This window comes from Peptostreptococcus equinus (genome assembly GCF_027125355.1).
Taxonomy (GTDB): domain Bacteria; phylum Bacillota; class Clostridia; order Peptostreptococcales; family Peptostreptococcaceae; genus Peptostreptococcus; species Peptostreptococcus equinus.
The window spans coordinates 197,296-217,966 of the sequence record NZ_CP114052.1; the positions used below are offsets into that span (position 1 = coordinate 197,296).

A 20,671-nucleotide genomic window follows, 5' to 3' on the forward strand; every position below is an offset into this window, starting at 1 on the left:
AGGAAAAGATGGCAAATGCAGGAAAAATTGTACAGATAATGGGTGCTGTACTTGATGTTAGATTTGAAAATGCTGAACAATTACCAAATCTATATAACGCATTGGAAATAGAATTAAAGGGAAGTAAAATAGTTGCCGAAGTATCTCAACATGTTGGTAATGATACTGTTAGATGTATCGCCATGAGTGCTACAGATGGATTGGTAAGAGGTATGGATGCAGTTGATACAGGTGCTCCAATATCTGTACCAGTTGGTGAACAAACTTTAGGAAGAGTTTTCAATGTATTAGGTGAAGCTATAGATGAGAAACCACAACCTGAAGGAGTAGAACTTTCTCCAATACATAGAGAAGCTCCAAAGTATGATGAACTTGAAACAAAGGCAGAAATACTTGAAACAGGTATCAAGGTAGTTGACTTACTAGCACCTTATTTAAAGGGTGGTAAGATTGGTCTATTCGGTGGTGCCGGAGTTGGTAAAACAGTTTTAATACAGGAATTAATAAATAATATAGCAAAACAACATGGTGGTATATCAGTATTCTCGGGTGTTGGAGAAAGAACAAGAGAAGGTAATGACCTTTACGAAGAAATGACAGAGTCTGGAGTTATCAAGAAAACTGCCATGGTATTCGGACAGATGAACGAACCGCCTGGAGCAAGAATGAGAGTTGCACTTACTGGTCTTACAATGGCTGAATACTTTAGAGATCAAGCTGGACAGGACGTGTTATTATTCATAGATAATATATTTAGATTTACACAGGCAGGATCAGAAGTTTCAGCCTTACTAGGACGTATGCCTTCAGCTGTTGGTTATCAGCCAACACTAGCTACTGAAATGGGTACTTTACAGGAAAGAATCACTTCAACCAATAAGGGTTCTATCACATCTGTACAGGCTGTATATGTACCAGCGGATGACTTAACTGACCCAGCCCCAGCAACTACATTCTCACATCTAGATGCTAAGACAGTACTTTCAAGACAGATATCTTCTCTAGGTATTTATCCAGCAGTTGATCCACTTGAATCAACTTCAAGGGTACTTGATCCAAACATAGTAGGTAAAGAACATTACGAAGTAGCAAGAGGAGTTCAGTCTATACTTCAGAGATATAAAGAACTTCAAGATATCATAGCCATACTTGGTATGGATGAATTATCTGATGAAGATAAGGTGATAGTTGCAAGAGCAAGAAAAATTCAGAGATTCTTATCTCAGCCTTTCACAGTAGGTGAGCAGTTTACTGGAATCAAGGGTGTGTATGTTCCTGTTAAGGAAAGTATCAGAGGTTTCAGAGAAATTCTAGAAGGTAAGCATGATGACCTTCCAGAATCAGCATTCTTGTTCGTAGGAACAATTGAAGACGCTGTAAGAAAGGGGAAAGGGAGTGCTAACTAATGTTTAAACTAAAGGTAGTAACGCCCAATAGTACTTTTTTTGAATCAGACATAGAAATGGTAATTGTAAGGACTACAGTTGGTGATAGAGCCGTGCTAAGAGGTCATATTCCATTCGTTGCAGGAGTAAAAAAAGGACAAATGAAGGTCAAAATTGACGGAAACTTTAGACTAGCTTCGATAGGAGACGGTTTTATAACTGTAGATAATGAGACAAATACAGTATTGGTTACTGAAAACGCTAGTTGGGAATAAAAATATAATAAAAAAGCAATCTCTTTTAAGAGATTGCTTTTTTATGTCAAATTTAAATATAATATTTTTAAATATATAAAAAAACTGATAATAGAAATTTACATAAGTAATATTCTATTTATCAGCTATTATTAGTTTGATATTATTGGAATCAATTATATTTTTCCACTCATCACTTATTTTACAGTCGGTAATTATGGTATCAATCTGATTTAAATCACAAAAATGTGAAGATTTAACAGTTCCAAATTTACTAGAATCTATTAAGAGTATTATTTCAAGTGAATTTTTCATTATATGTTTTTTTGTTTCAATTTCATATGGGTTTGCACATGTAACGCCAAGTTTGTCATGAACACCGGCTGCAGATAAAAATACTTTTCTAGCTCTAACTGTATCAATTATAGATAAGGCTTCCTTTGATTCAAACATACCAGTATCTTTGTGAAAATTACCACCAGCCATTATTAAATTTACTTTTGGCTTATTCATTAAATGAAGTAAGTTATTGCATGAAAAAATCAAGGCAGTAAAAGAAGTTAGCTCATTAATATATTGAGATAACTTTTCTGTAGTAGTACCTACATCGATAATAACTACATCATCTTCTTTGATAAGCTCTGCAGCTTTTTTTCCAATTGCGCTTTTTTCATCATCCATCAAAAGTGAATTCAGATTTAGATTATATTCAATTGTATTTTTGTTATCACTATTAGGTCCTATTATAGGATTGTCTAGATTGTGATTATAAACAACAGAGCCGTAGTATGATTCAACTATATTTTTATCTTCTAATAGCTTTATATCTCTTCTGATAGTCATTTCAGATACATCAAGAGTACTTGAAAGATCTTTAACTGAAGCTCCATTGTTATCTTTTACTATAGATATTATTTTCTTTAAACGATTATTTTTCTTAGACATAACATAACTCCAAATATTTTAAATATTAATAAAAGTATAGCATTAAATAATAGACTTGTATAGTATTTTGATAAAAATAAAACATAAAATGTTAGATAAAGCACAAATGGTAAAAATAAAACATAAATATGTTGACAATTAAACATCATTGATATAATATTAAATTATAAATAAATACAATAATTTGGAGGAATAAATATGGAAAAAGAATTTATATTGAGTCACATTGATCATACCTTGTTAAAGGCATTTGCTAAATGGGAAGATATAGTTAAATTATGTGATGAAGCTATAGAATACAAAACGGCTTCTGTTTGTATACCACAGACATATATCAAAAGAGTGAATGAGAAATATGGTGATGATATAAATATTTGTACAGTTGTAGGGTTTCCTCTAGGATACAATTCTACAGAGTCAAAAGTATTAGAAATTGAAAATGCTTTAGCTAATGGGGCTAAGGAAATCGATATGGTAGTAAATATATCAGATGTCAAGAATGGTGATTATAAAAAAGTAGAAGAAGAAATAGCTATTCTTAAAAAGGCAACAGGAGACAATATATTAAAAGTTATCATAGAAACTTGTTATTTAAATGATAAAGAGAAAATAGAAATGTGTAAAGCTGTTACAAATGCTAAAGCTGATTTTATAAAAACTTCTACAGGTTTTGGTACTGATGGTGCTAAAATGGAGGATATTTTATTATTTAAAAAACATATAGGACCTGATGTAAAAATAAAGGCTGCTGGAGGGGTTAAATCTGTTGAAGATATAGAGAACTTTATAGAAGCTGGTTGTCAAAGAATTGGTACTAGCTCAGCTGTAAATATGTTGAAGTAAAAAATAATAGCTTTTAAACATAAATAAAAATGAAAAAGAAGGTGTTCATATAGTCATGTATTCTTCTGAATATTAAAACTATATGAGCACATAAATAAGGAGAAAGGCATGAAAAATAAAGATATAAAAAGAGTATTTTTAATAGTCCTAGATAGTTATGGTGTTGGTGAAATGCCCGATGCCGATGTATATGGAGATAGAGGTAGCAATACTCTAAAAGCCATATGTAAATCAGAAAAATACCATACACCCCATTTAGAAAGCCTTGGACTATTTAATATAGAAGGTGTGGACTTCAGAGATTCGATAGAAAATCCTATAGGATCTTTTGCAAGACTTAAAGAAGCTTCAAATGGTAAGGATACAACAATAGGGCATTGGGAAATAGCAGGAATTATATCAAAAGACCCCTTACCAGTATTTCCAAACGGATTTCCTCAGAATTTCCTAGATGAATTCTCAAAAAGAACTGGTAGAGCATGTATATGCAATAAACCTTATTCTGGTACAGAAGTTATAAAAGATTATGGTAAAGAACATGTAAAAACAGGAGCCTTAATAGTATATACATCAGCTGATTCAGTATTTCAGATAGCAGCTCATGAGGAAGTAGTGGGATTAGATAAATTATATGAATACTGTGAAATAGCAAGAGAAATGCTAACTGAGGAATTAGGAGTTGGTAGGGTAATAGCTAGACCTTTTGTAGGCGAATACCCAAACTTCACTAGAACAAGCAATAGACACGACTATTCACTTCTACCACCTAAAATGACAATAATAGATGCATTAAAAGATAATGGCTTTAAAACTATAGGAGTAGGTAAAATCAATGATATATTTGCTGGCAAGTCAATAGTTGAAACTTATAGGACAAAGAATAATATAGATGGTATGAATAGGACACTTGAGCTAATGGATAAGGATTTTGAAGGCTTGTGTTTTGTAAATCTTGTTGATTTTGATATGAAATATGGTCATAGAAATGATATAGATGGCTATGCAAATGCAGCTAGCGAATTCGATGTGCAGTTAAAGGAATTAATGGACAAGATGAAAGAAGATGATTGTTTAATAATTACAGCAGATCATGGATGTGATCCTTCTACACAGAGTACAGATCATTCAAGAGAATATACTCCAATGCTAGTATATGGAAAATCAATAAAAGAGGGTGTAGATTTAAAGACTAGAGATAGTTTTTCTGACATAGCTGCTACAATGGCAGATATGTTTTATATAAAGGCAGATATTTCAGGAAAAAGTTTTTATGAACAAATAAAAAAATAAATAAAATTAGGGAGAATGTATATGAAATTATTATTTAATTTACTTGGAATTATGGTCATAATCGCATTTATGTATGCGATTTCTATCGACAGAAAATCAGTTAATTTCAAAAGAATTGGTATAGCGTTAGTTGCTCAATTCATTGTTGCAGCAGTGCTAATAAAAGTACCAGCAGGTAGAGCAGCAGTATCAGCAGTGAGCGATGTAGTAGTACAGGTGTTAGGTTATGGTAGCCAGGGTATACAGTTTGTATTTGGTTCTCTAGGGGTGCCAACTGCGCCAACAGGATTTATTTTTGCATTCCAGACACTAGCTAACATAATATTTATATCAGGTTTAGTAGCTGTTTTATTCTATTTAGGGATACTTGGATTTGTAGTATCAAAAATAGGTTGGGTTGTAGGAAAATTATTTAAGACTTCTGAAGTTGAATCATTTGTTGCTGTTGCTAATATGTTCCTTGGACAGACAGATTCACCTATTTTAGTAAGTAAGTATCTAAACCTAATGACAGATAGTGAGATAATGTTAGTCTTAGTATCAGGTATGGGTAGTATGTCAGTAAGTATAATAGCTGGATATACAGCACTAGGAATACCAATGCAGTCTTTATTAATAGCTTCTACAATGGTACCAATAGGTTCAATTATTATTTCAAAAATTATTTGCCCTCAAACAGAAGAATTTAAAGAAGTCGGCGAAGTTAAGATGGATAGAAAAGGAAATAATGAAAATGTAATAGATGCTTTAGCATCAGGAGCTATAGATGGTATGCAGATGGCTATGGCTATAGGAGCTTCATTGATAGCTATTATATCAATTGTTGCTTTATTCAATGGTATATTAGGTAACTTTGGATTATCACTAGAAAAAATATTATCTTATGTATTTGCTCCTGTAGGATATTTAATGGGTCTTGCTGGACCAGAAGCATTAAAAGCAGGTGAATTACTAGGTAGTAAGTTAATATTGAATGAATTTGTTGCATTTGGTAAGTTAGCTCCATTATTACATGGCATGAGTGAAAGAACTGGATTGATGTTGGCAATATCATTAGCAGGATTTGCAAATATCAGCAGCATTGGTATATGTGTATCAGGTATATCAGTTCTTTGTCCAGAAAAAAGACCTACATTAGCTAGATTGGCAACAAGAGCTATGTTTGGTGGTTTTTCTGTAAGTTTACTTTCAGCGATGATAGTAGGATTATTAATGCTTATATAGGAAATATAAATAATAAATATATAATAAAATAAAAAATCAAGAGTAGTAGTTAGAAAGAATGATAAATAAATTACAAAAAATAATATTATATTGGAAGGAGGAGCAATAAAAAATTTATTGCACGAGTATATGAGAATATTAGATATTATTGAAAAAAAGAAAAATAAGATAGCTTTAAGTGATGAGGAAATTCAATTCTGGATTGATGGTGTTACAGATGGAACTATACCAGACTACCAGACTAGTTCATTATTGATGGCTATAGTATTGAATGGTATGGATGAACATGAAACAGCAAAGCTAGCAGAAGCTATGATGAATAGTGGAGATGTAATAGATTTATCTTGTATAGATGGAATAAAATCTGATAAGCATTCTACTGGCGGGGTAGGTGACAAGACTTCAATTGCACTAGGTGCTATGGTAGCGGCTTGTGGCCTTAAGGTAGCAAAGATGTCAGGTAGAGGTCTTGGGCATACAGGAGGAACACTAGATAAATTAGAATCAATAGAAGGATTTAATTGTTTCCTAAGTGAAGAAGAATTCAAAAAGCAAGTAGATGAAATAGGTTTATCTATTATAGGTCAAACTGGGGAATTAGTTCCAGCAGATAAGAAGTTATATGCACTTAGAGATGTAACTAGTACAGTTAATTCTATACCTTTAATAGCTTCTTCAATTATGTCAAAGAAATTAGCTTCTGGTTCAAATACAATTTTATTAGATGTTAAGTATGGCGAAGGTGCTTTTATGAAGACTATAGAAGACGCTAAGGAATTGGCCAACGCTATGATTTCTATAGGAAATAAGTTAGGAAGAAATACAATGGCTATGATTACTGATATGAACCAACCTTTAGGAAATACAATTGGTAATGCATTAGAAGTTCAAGAAGCTATTGAAACAGTAAAAGGTAATGGACCAAAAGATTTCACCGAACTATGCATGTGCGCTGGCGAAATAATGATTATGCAGGCTAAGCTAGCTGAGTCTAAAGAAGAAGCTAGAAAAATGCTTGAAGAAGCTATATCATCAGGCAAAGCTTATGAAAAATTACTTGAGATGGTCAAGGCTCAAGGTGGTAATGTAGAACAGATTAAAAATACAGATTTATTACCTAAATCAAAGTTTATAACTGAAATGAAGTCAAAAGAAAATGGATATATTGGTAACATTCATTCAATGCAGCTTGGAATACTTGCTATGTATTTAGGAGCAGGCAGACAGACAAAAGAAGATTCAATTAATTATGCCGTAGGTCTAAAGATGAATGTAAAGAAGGGTAATCAAGTCAAAGAAGGAGATCTTCTATGCACAGTTTATCACGATGAAGAACTAAGCCAGGATTGGATTAATAAGTTCTATGATACATTCACATATTCACAAGAAAAAGTAAATTCTATACCAATAGTAGAAGATATATTAGGTTAATATATTATAAAAAAGTACAATTGAATTTTACTAAATAAACTGAAAAAAGCGGGATTATATTTTTATAATCTCGCTTTTTTCATAAATAAAAAATTATTTTTTTTCAGCTATTGCAGTAGCAGTAGCGTAATTTATAGAGTGAGAGATAGAAACCATAATATTTTCTATACCTTCTTCATCACAAAACTCTTTAAAAGCTCCAGTCATAATGACTACAGGTTTATTCAGATTATTTCTAAGAATTTCTAAGTCTTTTATAGAAAAATTTCTAAGCCCAGTTCCGACAGATTTTACTATTGCCTCTTTGGCACAAAACATTCCTGCTATAGATTGAGGTTTGAATTTTTTTTTCTCCAATACTTGTATTTCTCTATCAGAAAATAATTTATTTAATAACTTAGGATTTTTCTCATAAGATTTTTTTATTCTATCTATCTCAATTATATCAGTCCCGATTCCATAAATCATATTTACCTCCATTGATAATCTACATTTTTATTAATAAATTATATCATATTGTTATTGTCATAGTATTATAAATACTAAATTATTTTTGATAGATATGGTATAATAAAAAGTGACAAATTTTTATATTTATTTAAATAATGAAAGGTAGAAAAAGATATGGTTGATTATAATGATCTATCTAAGAAGGCTAAAAATATAAGAAAAAATGTAATAAAAATGATATACAATGCACAGTCTGGTCATGTGGGTGGTTCATTATCTTGTATAGAGATTTTGACAGCATTATACTTTGGGAGAATGAACATAGACCCACAAAATCCTAATAAAGAAAATAGAGATAGATTTGTGATGTCTAAGGGTCATTCCTCCCCAGCAATATATGCCACTTTAGTGGAAAAGTGTTACTTGTTGGAAGAAGAATTAGAGGGATTTAGACAATTTAATCAAGCATTACAAGGAAGTCCAGATATGCTTAGGATAAGTGGCATAGATATGTCTACAGGATCATTAGGTCAAGGTCTATCTGCAGCATGCGGAATGGCATTGGCTGCAAAAATGGATAATTTAGATTATAGTGTATATACTTTGCTAGGAGATGGAGAATTACAAGAAGGAATGATTTGGGAAGCGGCTATGTTTGCAAGTCAGTATAACTTGGATAATTTGATGGCTATAGTCGATATGAATGGACTGCAAATTGATGGAAGTACGGATGAAGTTATGAGTTTAGGTTCCATTTCCAAAAAATTTGAATCTTTTGGATGGTATGTATTAGAAATTGATGGTCATGATTTTGATCAGATATTTGGTGTATTTAATATTTTTGATAAAATAGAAACTCAGCCAATATTAGTTTTGGCCAATACAATAAAGGGGAAGGGTGTATCATTCATGGAAAATCAGTGCAGTTGGCATAGTAAGGTACCGAATACTGAAGAATATGCTCAAGCAATTGAAGAACTAGATAGGAGAACAAACTAATGTCAATAGAATCTATGAGAGAGGCTTTTGGTAAGTCTTTGGTTGAAATTGGTAAAGAAAATGATAATGTAGTCGTAGTTGATGCAGATTTATCTAAATCTACCAAAACTGAATATTTCAAAAAAATATTTCCATCTAGATTTGTAGATGTTGGTATAGCTGAACAAAATCTAGTAGGTGTATCTGCTGGATTAGCAAGTACTGGTAAAAATGTATTTGCTAGCTCATTTGCTGTATTTGAAACTGGCAGAGCATATGAAATAATAAGAAATATGGTTTGTATGGCCAAATTAAATGTGAAATTATGTGCTACTCATGCAGGATTGATGACAGGACAAGATGGTGCAACACACCAAAGTATAGAAGACTTATCTATTATGAGATCTCTTCCAAATATGAGAGTATTAGTGCCGACAGATGCTGTAGAAGCAGCTCAAATGGTAAAATATATGTCAAAAGAATCAGGGCCAATGTATATGAGAATGGTTAGAGATGATACAAAAAATATTCATTATGATAATTATAGATTTGAATTTGGAAAAGCTGAAAAAATAAAAGAGGGAAATGATGTTGCAATAATTGCTTGTGGACCGATGGTTGAAAAGTCTCTAGTAGCAGCTAAGATATTAGAAGTAGATAATATTAGGGTTAAACTATATAATATGTCTACTATAAAACCAATAGATATAGATGCAATAGTAGATGCAGCCAAAAATACTAGAGGTATAATAACTGTAGAAGATCATTCAATAATAGGTGGTTTAGGATCTGCAGTTAGTGAGATAGTATGCCAGACTTACCCTACTAGAGTAATTAGAATAGGAGTAAATGACGAATTTGGAATGTCAGCCAAGGCAGAAGAGTTATATGCACATTATGGAATAACAGTGGATAGTATTGTAAAATACGCAAAAGAAATATTGGATATAGATTCAGAATTATAAAATGCATATATTGATTTATAGAATTAAGTAGTTTTATGTAAAGAAGGTTTATATGATTAAGAACAAAAAGTCGTTTATAAAAATGCTAATAACAATAGTTGCCACAGCTTTAGTTACTACATTTGTATTAACTAGTGTTGGATTTGTGGGAATAATACCTCATAATCAATACAAAAGATATAAAAAGTTAATTAGTTTAAATAAGGAAATAGATAAAAAATTCTACAAAAAACCAGATGAAGCAAAGTTAGAAGAAGGTATGATAAAGGGAATGTTCCAAGGGACAGAAGATGTTTATTCTTCTTATTATACAAAAGACGAAATGAAACAACTTTTGGAAATGTCGTCAGGTAAATATGTAGGAATTGGTATAATGGTTAGCCCAGATAAAGAAAGTGGTGCAATCAAAATAGAAAATGTATTTGATGGTGGTACGGCTAAAGAGGCAGGTGTTAAAAAAGGAGACTATATAATTAAGGTAAATGACAAGGCATATACTTATCAAGAAATGGATATTGCAGTAAAAAATATAAAGGGAGATGAAGGAACATCAGTTGTAATAACATTTGTAAGAGATGGAAAGCCTTATGTAAAAGAACTTAAGAGAAAAGAGATAACAATAAAGTCTGTTGAAAGTAAAATGATGGACAATAAAATTGGATATATAAAAATTAAAGGATTTGAAGAAGACACAGAAAAAGATTTCAGGTCTTCAATAGATAGACTAGAAAAAGATAATATGAAGGCATTAGTTATAGATTTAAGAGATAATGGTGGTGGATTATTAAATATAGTAGAAGGTATAGCAGATATGATACTTGGAAAATCTGTGATAGTATATACTCAAGATAGAGAGGGTAACAAAGATTATTCAAGAAGTACTGATAAGGAAAAAATAAGCGTTCCTATAGTAGTTCTAACAAATGAAAATTCTGCTTCGGCTTCTGAAATACTAACAGGTGCAATTTTAGATAATGATGCTGGTATATCTATAGGAAGAAGAACATATGGAAAAGGGCTTGTTCAATCAGTAATTCAATTATCTGATAAAAGTGGTTATAAGCTTACAACAGCACAGTATTTTACTCCAGATGGTCATTATATAAATAAAAAGGGGATAAAACCAACTATTGAAGTTAAAGAAGATGGTAAACAGTTACCAAAGGCAATTGAATATTTACAGAAAAAAATAAAATAAAAATATAAATAACCTTCTGTGTTTTAGGCGTGGAAGGTTATTTGAAAATATAGAAGAATAATCGGAGGTATAATGAATCTTTTAGTAAGTATATCAAAAAACATATATCCATTAGACGAAAAAAAGATGAAAGAAGCTAGTCAAAAATGGGCTAGTTTAATACATCCGCCTAAATCGATGGGAAGATTAGAAGATATTAGCATAAAGTTGGCCGGAATATATGGAAATTCAGTGATTGAAGATTCGCCAAAAAAATGTTTATTAGCATTCGCTGCAGATCATGGCGTATATGAAGAGGGCGTATCTCCTCATCCACAAGAATTGTCCAGAATGCAGTTTGAAAACTTTGTAAATGGTAAGTGTGGAGTAGGAGCACTAGCTAATTTTAATAAAGTGGATATCATGGCAGTGGATGTAGGTTTAAAGGGAAAAGAACCTATAAAAGGAGTATATGATTATAAAATTAGAGAAGGTACAGATAATATATCAAAAGGTCCTGCTATGACTATAGCCGAAGCTGTGAAATCATTAGAAATAGGAATAGAAGTGGCTGAAAAGTGTATTGTTGATGGCTATAAAATAATAGGGGTAGGAGAAATGGGAATTTCAAATACTACACCATCTACAGCAATTTTATCAGTCATGTCAGGTATAAATCCATTAGAAATAACAGATATGGGGGCTGGTCTTAATAAAAATTTGATTTTAAATAAGGCAAAGGTTATAAAAAGAGCTATAGAAGTTAATAATCCTAATCCGACAGATGGGATAGAAGTACTGTCAAAAGTAGGTGGTTTTGAAATAGGTGCTATGGCAGGAGTTATGCTAGGGTGTGCAGCTAATAATATTCCAGTAGTTTTGGATGGTTATATTTCCTATGCGGCGGCTTTAATAGCAAGCAAAATAAATCCAAGAACAAAAAATTACTTGATAGGTTCTCATTTATCTGATGAAATTGGTTCTATAGAAGCTATTAATTTATTAGGCATAAAACCTATAATAGATTTAGATATGAGACTAGGAGAAGGTAGTGGTGCAGTTTTAGTTATGAATATTATAGATTCATCTATTTACGCATACAACCATATGGCTAAATTTGATGATGAACCAATTGGAGAATTACTGAGAAAATGGGGAAATTAATATTTATAAGTGGTGGAGCAAATTCAGGAAAAAGTAAATATGCAGAAAATCTTTGCAGGCAAATAGGTGGTAGAACATGTTATATTGCAACATCAAAAACACTTGACTTTGAGATGCAAATAAAAAAAGAAAAGCATATTCAAAGGAGAAAAGATTTTGGATGGGAAACTGTAGAAGAATATAAAAATCTATACAAAATAATAGATAGAACAGTTATTTCGGGAACAAAGACTTATTTACTTGATTGTCTAACTATGATGATCAGTAACTTTATGTTTGATAAGGATATAAATTTTCAAGCAGAAGAGGAAGAATTATGTGAAAAAATTGAAAAATTATTAGATATAGAAATAGATAATTTAATTGAAGCAATAGAAAAAAATGATATTAATTTTATTGTTGTGACAAATGAAATAGGTATGGGAATAGTAGCACAAAGCAAGCTAAATAGATATTATGCCAGCCTAGTAGGGAAGTTTAATCAAAAGATGGCTTTAAAAGCCCAAGATGCATATCTAGTGGTATCTGGCATTGGCATTAAGATAAAATAAAGAGAGGATATATGGAAAAATTTATAAATATACTGCAATTTTTAACTAGAATCAAAGTAAAAAATAATGTGAAATATGATCCAAAATTAAGTACAGGAATTATATATTTTCCAACTGTGGGAGCGGTAATAGGCATAATTATAACATTACTTTGTCTATTATCTATGAAGTTATTGACATTTAGTGGAGCTAGTGTGCTAGTAGCAATAATAATTGTATTGGCAGAGGTATTTATTACTGGTGGTTTGCATATAGATGGTTTAGGTGATACTTTTGATGGAATATTTTCATACAGAAGTAGAGAAGAAATTCTAATTATAATGAAAGATTCAAGGTTGGGTACAAACGGACTTTTAGCCATAGTATTTTTAATTTTGATCAAGGTTTTTATTTTGAATGTATTTATACAAAAATATATAATTTGGCCAATATTTTTAATGCCTGTTGTGGGCAGATATGTGGCTGTATTTTTAACCTATAAGACTAGACCAGCAAAATCAAGTGGAATGGGAAATACCTTCATAGGTAAATGTGATATAGGGACTCTCTTAGCTTGTACAAGTCTGGTATCCATAGGAATTTTAGTATTATCATTAGTATTTACTGGGGATATAGTTATTTCGTTTATGTCTATAATATCCATACCTATATTAATATTTTTATCTACTATGTTTCAAATAGGTATATATAAAAAAATAGGCGGTTTAACTGGTGATGTGCTTGGATGTAGTATAGAATTGGCGGAATTAATATTTATAATATATATATTAATAATAGTAAGTTAAGGAAAAGGAGAATATGAAAAAATTATTTATTGTAAGACATGCTCATACAACTGATAATCAGGAAAAAAGGTTCTCTGGATTAAGCGACTGTGTCTTAAGTGATGTAGGTATTCAGCAAGCACAGGCTTTGAAGGAGTACTTAAAAAAATTAAATATAGATAGGATTTATACTTCTACTCTAAAAAGGACAGTTCAAACTATTGAAGAGTTTGCATGTGAGGAAAATCTAGAAATTAATAAATTAGATGGATTAAAAGAAATGGATTTTGGTGATTTTGATATGTTGACATTTCAAGAGGTTAGCGAAAAATTTCCAGATGAAATTGAAATGTTATTCTCAGGAGATTCTACATATACATTTCCAAATGGAGAGTGCCTAAATGATATGTTTGAAAGAAATGTAATAGCGTTAGAAAATATTTTAGTAGAATGTGATGAAGTGGATAATGTACTATTATGTATACATATGGGTACGATTAGAAACTTAATTTCCTACCTACTAACTAAAAATAACGAATTACATTGGAGTTTTAGCATACAAAACGCAGCAGTATCTTGTTTTGAATTTTATGATGGTTTCCCTATTTTATCCAAGATGGGGCATATACCTTATGATGAATCATTGATAAGGTCCCTATATAACGAACAGGACTAACTTATGGCTAATATAATGTTTCAAGGGACAGCCTCAAATGTAGGTAAGAGTATTATTAGCGCAGGAATTTGTAGGTTTCTAGTAAATGAAGGATTTAGTGTAGCACCATTTAAGTCACAAAATATGTCATTGAATTCTTTTATTGATATTAACGGAGGTGAAATGGGAAGAGCTCAGGTATTTCAAGCAGAAGCTTGTAGAATCATACCAGAAGCAAAGATGAATCCAATTTTATTGAAGCCTAATAAGGGATTGGGATCTCAGTTAATAGTAAATGGTAGAGTGGTTCAAAATATGAAAGCCGACCAATATAGGAAATATAAACCTAGTTTACTTCCCATTTTAATAGATAATTATAAATATTTTGAAAAAAATTACGATATAGTTGTTCTAGAAGGTGCAGGAAGTCCAGTGGAGATAAATATTAATGAATTAGATATTTCGAATATGGAGATGGCAAAAATTGCAGATTCTCCAGTGGTATTAATAGGAGATATTGATAGAGGAGGAGTTTTTGCATCAGTAGTAGGAACTTTGCAATTGATGAAAGAAGATGAAAGGAAAAGAGTAAAAGGAATAATTATAAATAAGTTTAGGGGTGATAAAAAGTCATTTGATACGGGTGTAAAAATGCTAGAAGAATTGACTAATATACCTGTTCTAGGAGTGATACCATATATTGATATTAGGATTGAAGAAGAAGATGGGGTAAGCGATAAACTTTTTAATAGAACTAAACTAGATTATACAAAAAATGCGGATATTATTAATATTGAAGTAATAAAATTGGAACATATGTCTAATTTTACTGACTTTAATATTTTTGAATATATAGATAGAGTGAATTTGAGATTTGTCAAAAAAGGTCAAAATATTGGTGATATATCAGAAGATGGAGAGTTAGTATTACCAGATTTATTGATTATACCGGGAAGTAAAGATACAATATCTGATATGGATTATCTTAGAAAATCGGGACTAGACAAGCAAATTATATATTATGAAAAAGAAGGAAATCCCATAGTAGGTATATGTGGTGGCTATCAAATTTTAGGTAATAATATAATAGATACAAATGGTTATGATAATAATAAAGCTAGTACAAAAGGACTTTCTATATTAGATGTAGACACAATATTTTCAAAGAATAAGAAAACTAGACAAATATTTACACAATTTATAAAATCGGATTTATATTTCAAGGATATGGAAGGGATTTATATTAGAGGCTATGAATTACATTTTGGAGATTCAAAGCAGTTAGATAAAGATAGAGTGGAGAATAATATAGACAATAAATCTATATTTACCATAAAAAATGGCCAAGTATTAGGTACTTATTGTCATGGTATATTTGATAATAAAGATTTTACTTTAGGGCTTATTAATAATATATGTGCCAAAAAAGGCATAGAAAAAATTGTTTTAAAAGAAGATTTAAATCAGTTGAAAGATAAAGAGTATGATAAATTATCTAATCATATTAGGGATAATATATCCGTTGATTTATTATACAAGATTATATTTGACAAAAAATAATGAAAAGGCAGTTGAATTTATGAAGAAAATTATAATAGCAGGGACAAACAGTGGTGTAGGAAAAACTACTATAAGTTTGGGTCTGATGAAAGCATTAATGAATAGGAATAAAAAGGTTCAAGCCTTTAAAGTAGGACCGGATTATATAGATCCTAGCTATCATAGATATGTAACGGGAAATTATTCTAGAAATCTTGATACTCATATGTTGGATTCAGAGCAGATAAAATATGTATTTACAAATGCTGTTAAAGATAAAGATATATCTGTAATTGAAGGTGTAATGGGATTATATGATGGAACTGGCTCAGACATACACAACGGATCTACAGCCTCACTGGCTAAAATACTAAAAGCTCCAGTGATTTTAATAATAAATGGAAAGTCTATATCTGCTTCTGCTGCGGCTATGGTATTAGGATATAAACATCTAGATAAGGATGTAGATTTAGTAGGTGTTATAGTTAATAACGTAAAAACAGAAAAACACTATAATACAATAAAATCGTCTATAGAAAAATATTGTAATGTAGAAGTGTTGGGTTACTTGCCACCAGATGACTCCTTGAAATTTGGATCAAGACATCTTGGCTTATTACCTACTAGTGATGATATAGATTTAGATGAAAAAATAGAAAAAATATCTCAAATGCTTGAAAAATACGTAGATATAGATAGAATTGTAGAGTTATCAGAAAGTGAGACCATTAGTTCATCATTTGAAATGGATATGTTTCTAGAAGATCCAGAAGTAAGAGAGTTATCAGAAGGGAAAAAAATAGCTATAGCTTATGACGAAGCTTTTAATTTTTACTATCAGGACAATATAGAACTATTTAGAAAACTTGGAGCAGATATAGTATATTTTTCACCAATGCATGATAATTATGTTCCTGCGGCAGATTTAGTTTATATTGGTGGAGGATATCCAGAAGTTTATGCTAAAGAATTAGAAAAAAATGTATCCATGAGGAAAAGTTTGAAAGAATACCATGAAGCAGGGAATGCAATTTATGCAGAATGTGGTGGTCTTATGTATCTGGGTGATTATTATGAAGACTCAGAAGGTGAAAAGTTTGATATGGTTGGAGCAATATCTGGTCATAGTCGTATGACAAATAGATTAGTACATTTTGGATATTGTATAGCAACATCAAAAGAAGATAATTTAATAGCATATAAAAATCAACAGATTTGTGGACATAAATTCCATTATTCAGAGTTTATATCAGATTTAGAGCCAGCATTTGTAATGGAAAAATATTCAGATGGAAAGGTGATAGATACTTGGGAAAGTGGATATTATGAAAAAAATACATTAGCTACTTACTTACACATACATTTTTATAATAATCTAAGTATAATTTGCTATTTATTAAGCGGTGCCAATAAGAGGATATAATAATGCTGAATATTGTATGGATTATATTTATCGCATATATAATCGATTTAATTGTAGGAGACCCATATTGGTTTCCTCATCCGGTAATATATATGGGGAAATATATAGCTTTTGTTGAAAGGCTAGCAAGAAAAAATAAAAGTATTGATAATAGAACGAATAATAAAGAACATAAAAGTACAAAGAAAATTGAATTTGCTGTAGGAATTTTTATTTGTTTGTCGTTGATTGCAATAACCAGTGTTGTTACATACATAATTATAAAAATATTTGAATTTAGCTTTTTTGCAAAATCAATAGTTTCAGCAGTAATTATAGCGATTACATTTTCGACAAGGTGCTTGGGAAAAGAAGCTAATAAAGTCTATAAAGCTTTAAAAAGTAATGATATAAAGAAAGCTAGATTATGTTTATCCTATATAGTGGGAAGGCAGACAGAAAGTCTCGATGAACAAGAAATTATTAGAGCAACAGTGGAGACAGTAGCAGAAAATTCTGTAGATGGAACGATAGCACCCATGTTTTATGCCTTTATAGGTGGTCCAATGATGGCTATGGTATATAAGGCTGTAAATACAATGGATTCTATGCTGGGATATAGAAATGAACGTTATGAATTTATTGGAAAAGTGCCAGCAATTACTGATGATATATTCAATTTTATACCAGCAAGAATTTCGATTATTTCAATAGCAATTTCAAGTATATTTTTAAAACTTGACTGGAAAAGTTGCTTTAGAATATCGATAAGAGATAGAAAAAAACATAAAAGTCCAAATTGTGCTTATCCAGAAGGGGCATATGCAGGAGCAATGAATATTGAGCTTGGTGGTATAAATATATACTTTGGAGAAGAAGTACATAAACCTACTATAGGTGATAATATAAATAGATTAGATAAAGAAAATATAACAATGAGTATAAAAATATTATACATTTCTACATTCATTAATTTTTTATTATTATCAATTTTAACATATGTAATATATTTATTGCATTAATTTAAGGAGATTGTATGCACGGAGCAGATATAGAAAGTCTGAAAAGAAAATATAATATAAATAGAGAAATTTTAGATTTTAGCTCAAATATAAATCCTAAAATGCCAACTAATATTGAAAAGATTGTAAAAAAATCTATTTATAGTCTACAAGTTTATCCAGACATAGATTATATAGAATTGAGAGAGTCTTTAGGACAATATTTGAGGTCTCAGGTAGCAAATTGTGATGAGAATAATTTTACATATAAAAATATAATGGTTGGAAATGGAGCTACAGAGCTAATATTTTTGACCATGAAGCTTATGAAAGGACGACTTGCTATTGTCAGTCCGAGTTTTGGTGAATACAGTAGATCTGCAATGCTAAGTGACCTAGACTATGATGAAATAACTTATGAGAAACTTATTATAGAATTACAAAAAAATACAAACATATACAATAATATATATATTTGTAATCCAAATAATCCAGATGGGAAGCTTAGAGAGATGACTGAGCTGATAAATCTAGGGAAGAAAAATAACATAAACATTTTTGTCGATGAGACTTTTATGGAATTTTCAATCAAGTATAAATCTCATACAGCGATGAATTATAATTATAAAAATATATACGTAATAAAAGCAATCACTAAGTTTTTTGGGATGCCTGGACTGAGGTTAGGATACTTATGGACTAGAGATATAAAATTCATAGAAGAAATAAATTATATAAAAGAGCCATGGACTGTAAATTCTTTTGCAGAGGAAATTACAAAAGAAATAATAAAAGATAAAGATTTCGTTAAATGTACAAGAGAATATTATTATGATGAGAGAATATTTATGTATATAAACTTATCAAAAATAAAGAATATAGAGGTATATGAGTCAGAAGCTGCTTTTTTCCTAATTAGAATAAAAAATTATATTACTTCGGATCGCCTAAAAGAAAAAATGCTTTTGGATTATGGTATATTAATAAGGGATGCAAGTAATTTTAAGTATCTTGACTCTAAGTACTTCAGGGTAGCAATAAAGGACAGAGAAAAAAATATTAGCTTAATAAAAGCATTGATAGATATATTTAATTAGAATAAATGGGGTTGTTAAAATGAAAAGTGGTTTCGGAGTATGTCCAGGAACTTGTGGAGAGCTTGTTCAAGGACTAATGGCTAAAGGCGAATATATAAGTTCATATTGTATTGATTTGTATTCTAAAGCAAAAATTTTTGAAAAATCTAATAGCGATATAAAAAATAAGTTAGGAAAAAAATCTTTAACTGCTATAGAAATGATTTTAGATAGATTTTCTATAGACAAAAATAGTTTAAATAATTTAGATATAGAAATAACCTCACAAATACCAAAAGGTAAGGGAATGGCTAGTTCAACTGCAGATATAGGTGCATGTATAATGGCTACACTTGATTTTTATGACATTTATATGAGTCCAGAAGAAATTTCTGATATGGTTGCAAAAATTGAACCAACAGATTCAATTTATTATCCAGAAGTTTGTATTTTTGATCCATTAAAGGGTCAAAAAAAGATTTCACTGGGTTATTTGCCAATAGAAAAAGTATTAATACTAGAGCCAAATTTAAAAATAAACACTGTTAGTATTAGGGCCAGCAAACAATACTATGACAAACTAAATAAAAATAAAATTTTTACTGAAACTGCATTTAAAATGCTGAAAAAGGGATTTAAAAAAGAAGATTTAAGACTTATAAAATCAGCTTGTGAAAATAGTGCACTTGCTAATGAAAGTATAAAAAATACACCCTTTTTACGCAATTTAATAGAATGTGCTAATAAATGTGACTATGGTTTTTTAAATATAGCCCATACAGGTACAGTTGTAGGTATAGGAATCAGTCAAAAAACAGATTTAGAAAAATTAACATATGAAATAACTAATTCGGATATTTCTAAAATATATAAAAAAATCTATCTTTGTGATGTAGTAAGAGGTGGATTAAGAAAGGAGGGGTAGAGTGGAATACATAAAGGACCCAGGAAAAATAGAAGAGAAGAGCTTTGAAATTATAGGTAGAGAAATCAAAGAAAATAGACCTAAGTATAATTTCAAATCAGATATAGAAGAAAAAATAATAAAAAGAGCTATCCACACTACCGCAGACTTTGACTATTTAGATATTTTAAAAATATCTGAATCAGCTATAGAAAATATAGTGAGTGCTCTGAAAAACAAGGCAACTATATACACAGACACTACTATGGCTATGAGTGGAATCAATAAGAGAATACTAGATCAGTTAGGGTGTAAGTACAAATGCCTAATATCTGATTCAAAAACTATAGCACTAGCCAAGGAAAAATCTATGACAAGATCTATGGCTGCTGTAGAAATTATAGCAGAAGATAAGGGGCCAAAGATTTTACTATTTGGAAATGCACCAACGGCTATTTATAAGGCTATTGAACTGGAAGAAAAAGGTAGTTTACATGTAAGTGCAATAATAGGTGTGGTAGTTGGATTTGTAGGTGCAGCAGAATCAAAGGAACAATTAGCTAATTCAAAAATAGACTATATAATATCTCAAGGAAGAAAAGGTGGAAGCAACTTAGCAGCGGCTATAGTAAATGCTATTTTATATCATTATTTTAAAAGATAAGAGAGGTAT

The 20,671-nt window shown here is 30.6% G+C and carries 21 protein-coding genes; 19 read left to right on the top strand and 2 right to left on the bottom strand.

Translation table 11 applies throughout. The annotated features are described in order from the left end of the window. Positions 1-8: 8 nt before the first annotated feature. Both atpD and O0R46_RS01110 read left to right on the top strand, forming a co-directional pair. Positions 9-1,406, top strand: a complete 1,398-nt coding sequence (gene atpD, locus O0R46_RS01105; RefSeq protein ID WP_269311767.1) for a F0F1 ATP synthase subunit beta — start codon at positions 9-11, stop codon at positions 1,404-1,406. Continuing rightward, a complete protein-coding gene (locus O0R46_RS01110; RefSeq protein ID WP_269311768.1) occupies positions 1,406-1,660 on the top strand; it encodes a FoF1 ATP synthase subunit delta/epsilon in 255 nt (84 codons plus the stop codon). The genes atpD and O0R46_RS01110 overlap by 1 nt, the downstream gene beginning before the upstream one ends. A gap of 114 nt (positions 1,661-1,774) precedes the next feature. Here O0R46_RS01110 and O0R46_RS01115 read toward each other — a convergent pair whose 3' ends face one another. Further along, positions 1,775-2,584 carry a DeoR/GlpR family DNA-binding transcription regulator gene (locus O0R46_RS01115; RefSeq protein ID WP_269311769.1) on the bottom strand — a complete coding sequence of 270 codons (810 nt, stop codon included), beginning with the start codon at positions 2,582-2,584 and terminating at the stop codon, positions 1,775-1,777. A 198-nt stretch (positions 2,585-2,782) separates the two neighbouring features. Between O0R46_RS01115 and deoC the strand changes: the two genes are divergently transcribed. The 4 genes from deoC to O0R46_RS01135 all read left to right on the top strand — a co-directional run bounded on the left by deoC (position 2,783) and on the right by O0R46_RS01135 (position 7,372). Beyond that, a complete protein-coding gene (deoC, locus tag O0R46_RS01120) occupies positions 2,783-3,427 on the top strand; it encodes a deoxyribose-phosphate aldolase (RefSeq protein ID WP_269311770.1) in 645 nt (214 codons plus the stop codon). A 108-nt stretch (positions 3,428-3,535) separates the two neighbouring features. Continuing rightward, positions 3,536-4,717, top strand: coding sequence for a phosphopentomutase (locus tag O0R46_RS01125; protein ID WP_269311771.1), 1,182 nt, complete (start codon positions 3,536-3,538; stop codon positions 4,715-4,717). A gap of 21 nt (positions 4,718-4,738) precedes the next feature. Next, entirely contained in the window at positions 4,739-5,941 is a 1,203-nt protein-coding gene (locus tag O0R46_RS01130; RefSeq protein WP_269311772.1) for a NupC/NupG family nucleoside CNT transporter, read from the top strand. A 129-nt stretch (positions 5,942-6,070) separates the two neighbouring features. Next, a complete protein-coding gene (locus tag O0R46_RS01135; RefSeq protein WP_269311773.1) occupies positions 6,071-7,372 on the top strand; it encodes a pyrimidine-nucleoside phosphorylase in 1,302 nt (433 codons plus the stop codon). A gap of 93 nt (positions 7,373-7,465) precedes the next feature. On the opposite strand, the gene acpS is transcribed toward O0R46_RS01135, so the two are convergent. Further along, positions 7,466-7,840 (bottom strand): holo-ACP synthase, encoded by a 375-nt coding sequence (gene acpS / locus O0R46_RS01140; RefSeq protein WP_269311774.1) that lies wholly within the window; start codon positions 7,838-7,840, stop codon positions 7,466-7,468. Between the two features lie 156 nt (positions 7,841-7,996). On the opposite strand from acpS, the gene O0R46_RS01145 reads away from it, so the two are divergent. The 13 genes from O0R46_RS01145 to O0R46_RS01205 all read left to right on the top strand — a co-directional run bounded on the left by O0R46_RS01145 (position 7,997) and on the right by O0R46_RS01205 (position 20,662). Continuing rightward, positions 7,997-8,821: a transketolase gene (locus O0R46_RS01145; protein ID WP_269311775.1), complete on the top strand. Its 825-nt coding sequence runs from the start codon at positions 7,997-7,999 to the stop codon at positions 8,819-8,821. Beyond that, complete coding sequence (locus O0R46_RS01150; RefSeq protein WP_269311776.1) at positions 8,821-9,765, top strand: transketolase family protein; 945 nt, start codon at positions 8,821-8,823, stop codon at positions 9,763-9,765. Before O0R46_RS01145 ends, O0R46_RS01150 begins: the two co-directional genes overlap by 1 nt. A gap of 52 nt (positions 9,766-9,817) precedes the next feature. After that, entirely contained in the window at positions 9,818-10,963 is a 1,146-nt protein-coding gene (locus O0R46_RS01155; RefSeq protein WP_269311777.1) for a S41 family peptidase, read from the top strand. Between the two features lie 72 nt (positions 10,964-11,035). Then, on the top strand, positions 11,036-12,106 hold the full coding sequence (gene cobT, locus O0R46_RS01160; RefSeq protein WP_269311778.1) for a nicotinate-nucleotide--dimethylbenzimidazole phosphoribosyltransferase: 1,071 nt from the start codon (positions 11,036-11,038) through the stop codon (positions 12,104-12,106). Continuing rightward, positions 12,094-12,657 carry a bifunctional adenosylcobinamide kinase/adenosylcobinamide-phosphate guanylyltransferase gene (gene cobU, locus O0R46_RS01165; protein ID WP_269311779.1) on the top strand — a complete coding sequence of 188 codons (564 nt, stop codon included), beginning with the start codon at positions 12,094-12,096 and terminating at the stop codon, positions 12,655-12,657. Before cobT ends, cobU begins: the two co-directional genes overlap by 13 nt. A gap of 11 nt (positions 12,658-12,668) precedes the next feature. Next, positions 12,669-13,442 carry an adenosylcobinamide-GDP ribazoletransferase gene (gene cobS, locus O0R46_RS01170; RefSeq protein ID WP_269311780.1) on the top strand — a complete coding sequence of 258 codons (774 nt, stop codon included), beginning with the start codon at positions 12,669-12,671 and terminating at the stop codon, positions 13,440-13,442. Positions 13,443-13,455: 13 nt separating this feature from the next. Then, positions 13,456-14,097 (top strand): histidine phosphatase family protein, encoded by a 642-nt coding sequence (locus O0R46_RS01175; RefSeq protein ID WP_269311781.1) that lies wholly within the window; start codon positions 13,456-13,458, stop codon positions 14,095-14,097. 3 nt (positions 14,098-14,100) lie between these two features. Further along, on the top strand, positions 14,101-15,636 hold the full coding sequence (locus O0R46_RS01180; protein WP_269311782.1) for a cobyric acid synthase: 1,536 nt from the start codon (positions 14,101-14,103) through the stop codon (positions 15,634-15,636). Between the two features lie 19 nt (positions 15,637-15,655). Continuing rightward, entirely contained in the window at positions 15,656-17,038 is a 1,383-nt protein-coding gene (locus O0R46_RS01185; protein WP_269311783.1) for a cobyrinic acid a,c-diamide synthase CobB, read from the top strand. Positions 17,039-17,040: 2 nt separating this feature from the next. After that, entirely contained in the window at positions 17,041-18,039 is a 999-nt protein-coding gene (gene cbiB, locus O0R46_RS01190) for an adenosylcobinamide-phosphate synthase CbiB (protein WP_269311784.1), read from the top strand. A gap of 14 nt (positions 18,040-18,053) precedes the next feature. Further along, positions 18,054-19,115, top strand: coding sequence for an aminotransferase class I/II-fold pyridoxal phosphate-dependent enzyme (locus tag O0R46_RS01195; protein WP_269311785.1), 1,062 nt, complete (start codon positions 18,054-18,056; stop codon positions 19,113-19,115). 19 nt (positions 19,116-19,134) lie between these two features. Further along, the gene (locus O0R46_RS01200) at positions 19,135-20,019 is read left to right on the top strand and encodes a GHMP family kinase ATP-binding protein (RefSeq protein ID WP_269311786.1); all 885 of its coding nucleotides are present in this window, start codon (positions 19,135-19,137) and stop codon (positions 20,017-20,019) included. A gap of 1 nt (position 20,020) precedes the next feature. Next, positions 20,021-20,662, top strand: a complete 642-nt coding sequence (locus tag O0R46_RS01205) for a cobalt-precorrin-8 methylmutase (RefSeq protein ID WP_269311787.1) — start codon at positions 20,021-20,023, stop codon at positions 20,660-20,662. Positions 20,663-20,671: the final 9 nt, after the last annotated feature.

What these genes read in the sequence shown, in the direction of transcription:
- atpD (WP_269311767.1), top strand. Translation starts at nt 9, where the DNA reads ATGGCAAATGCAGGAAAAATTGTACAGATAATGGGTGCTGTACTTGAT.
- O0R46_RS01110 (WP_269311768.1), top strand. Translation starts at nt 1,406, where the DNA reads ATGTTTAAACTAAAGGTAGTAACGCCCAATAGTACTTTTTTTGAATCA.
- O0R46_RS01115 (WP_269311769.1), bottom strand. Translation starts at nt 2,584, where the DNA reads ATGTCTAAGAAAAATAATCGTTTAAAGAAAATAATATCTATAGTAAAA.
- deoC (WP_269311770.1), top strand. Translation starts at nt 2,783, where the DNA reads ATGGAAAAAGAATTTATATTGAGTCACATTGATCATACCTTGTTAAAG.
- O0R46_RS01125 (WP_269311771.1), top strand. Translation starts at nt 3,536, where the DNA reads ATGAAAAATAAAGATATAAAAAGAGTATTTTTAATAGTCCTAGATAGT.
- O0R46_RS01130 (WP_269311772.1), top strand. Translation starts at nt 4,739, where the DNA reads ATGAAATTATTATTTAATTTACTTGGAATTATGGTCATAATCGCATTT.
- O0R46_RS01135 (WP_269311773.1), top strand. Translation starts at nt 6,071, where the DNA reads ATGAGAATATTAGATATTATTGAAAAAAAGAAAAATAAGATAGCTTTA.
- acpS (WP_269311774.1), bottom strand. Translation starts at nt 7,840, where the DNA reads ATGATTTATGGAATCGGGACTGATATAATTGAGATAGATAGAATAAAA.
- O0R46_RS01145 (WP_269311775.1), top strand. Translation starts at nt 7,997, where the DNA reads ATGGTTGATTATAATGATCTATCTAAGAAGGCTAAAAATATAAGAAAA.
- O0R46_RS01150 (WP_269311776.1), top strand. Translation starts at nt 8,821, where the DNA reads ATGTCAATAGAATCTATGAGAGAGGCTTTTGGTAAGTCTTTGGTTGAA.
- O0R46_RS01155 (WP_269311777.1), top strand. Translation starts at nt 9,818, where the DNA reads ATGATTAAGAACAAAAAGTCGTTTATAAAAATGCTAATAACAATAGTT.
- cobT (WP_269311778.1), top strand. Translation starts at nt 11,036, where the DNA reads ATGAATCTTTTAGTAAGTATATCAAAAAACATATATCCATTAGACGAA.
- cobU (WP_269311779.1), top strand. Translation starts at nt 12,094, where the DNA reads ATGGGGAAATTAATATTTATAAGTGGTGGAGCAAATTCAGGAAAAAGT.
- cobS (WP_269311780.1), top strand. Translation starts at nt 12,669, where the DNA reads ATGGAAAAATTTATAAATATACTGCAATTTTTAACTAGAATCAAAGTA.
- O0R46_RS01175 (WP_269311781.1), top strand. Translation starts at nt 13,456, where the DNA reads ATGAAAAAATTATTTATTGTAAGACATGCTCATACAACTGATAATCAG.
- O0R46_RS01180 (WP_269311782.1), top strand. Translation starts at nt 14,101, where the DNA reads ATGGCTAATATAATGTTTCAAGGGACAGCCTCAAATGTAGGTAAGAGT.
- O0R46_RS01185 (WP_269311783.1), top strand. Translation starts at nt 15,656, where the DNA reads ATGAAGAAAATTATAATAGCAGGGACAAACAGTGGTGTAGGAAAAACT.
- cbiB (WP_269311784.1), top strand. Translation starts at nt 17,041, where the DNA reads ATGCTGAATATTGTATGGATTATATTTATCGCATATATAATCGATTTA.
- O0R46_RS01195 (WP_269311785.1), top strand. Translation starts at nt 18,054, where the DNA reads ATGCACGGAGCAGATATAGAAAGTCTGAAAAGAAAATATAATATAAAT.
- O0R46_RS01200 (WP_269311786.1), top strand. Translation starts at nt 19,135, where the DNA reads ATGAAAAGTGGTTTCGGAGTATGTCCAGGAACTTGTGGAGAGCTTGTT.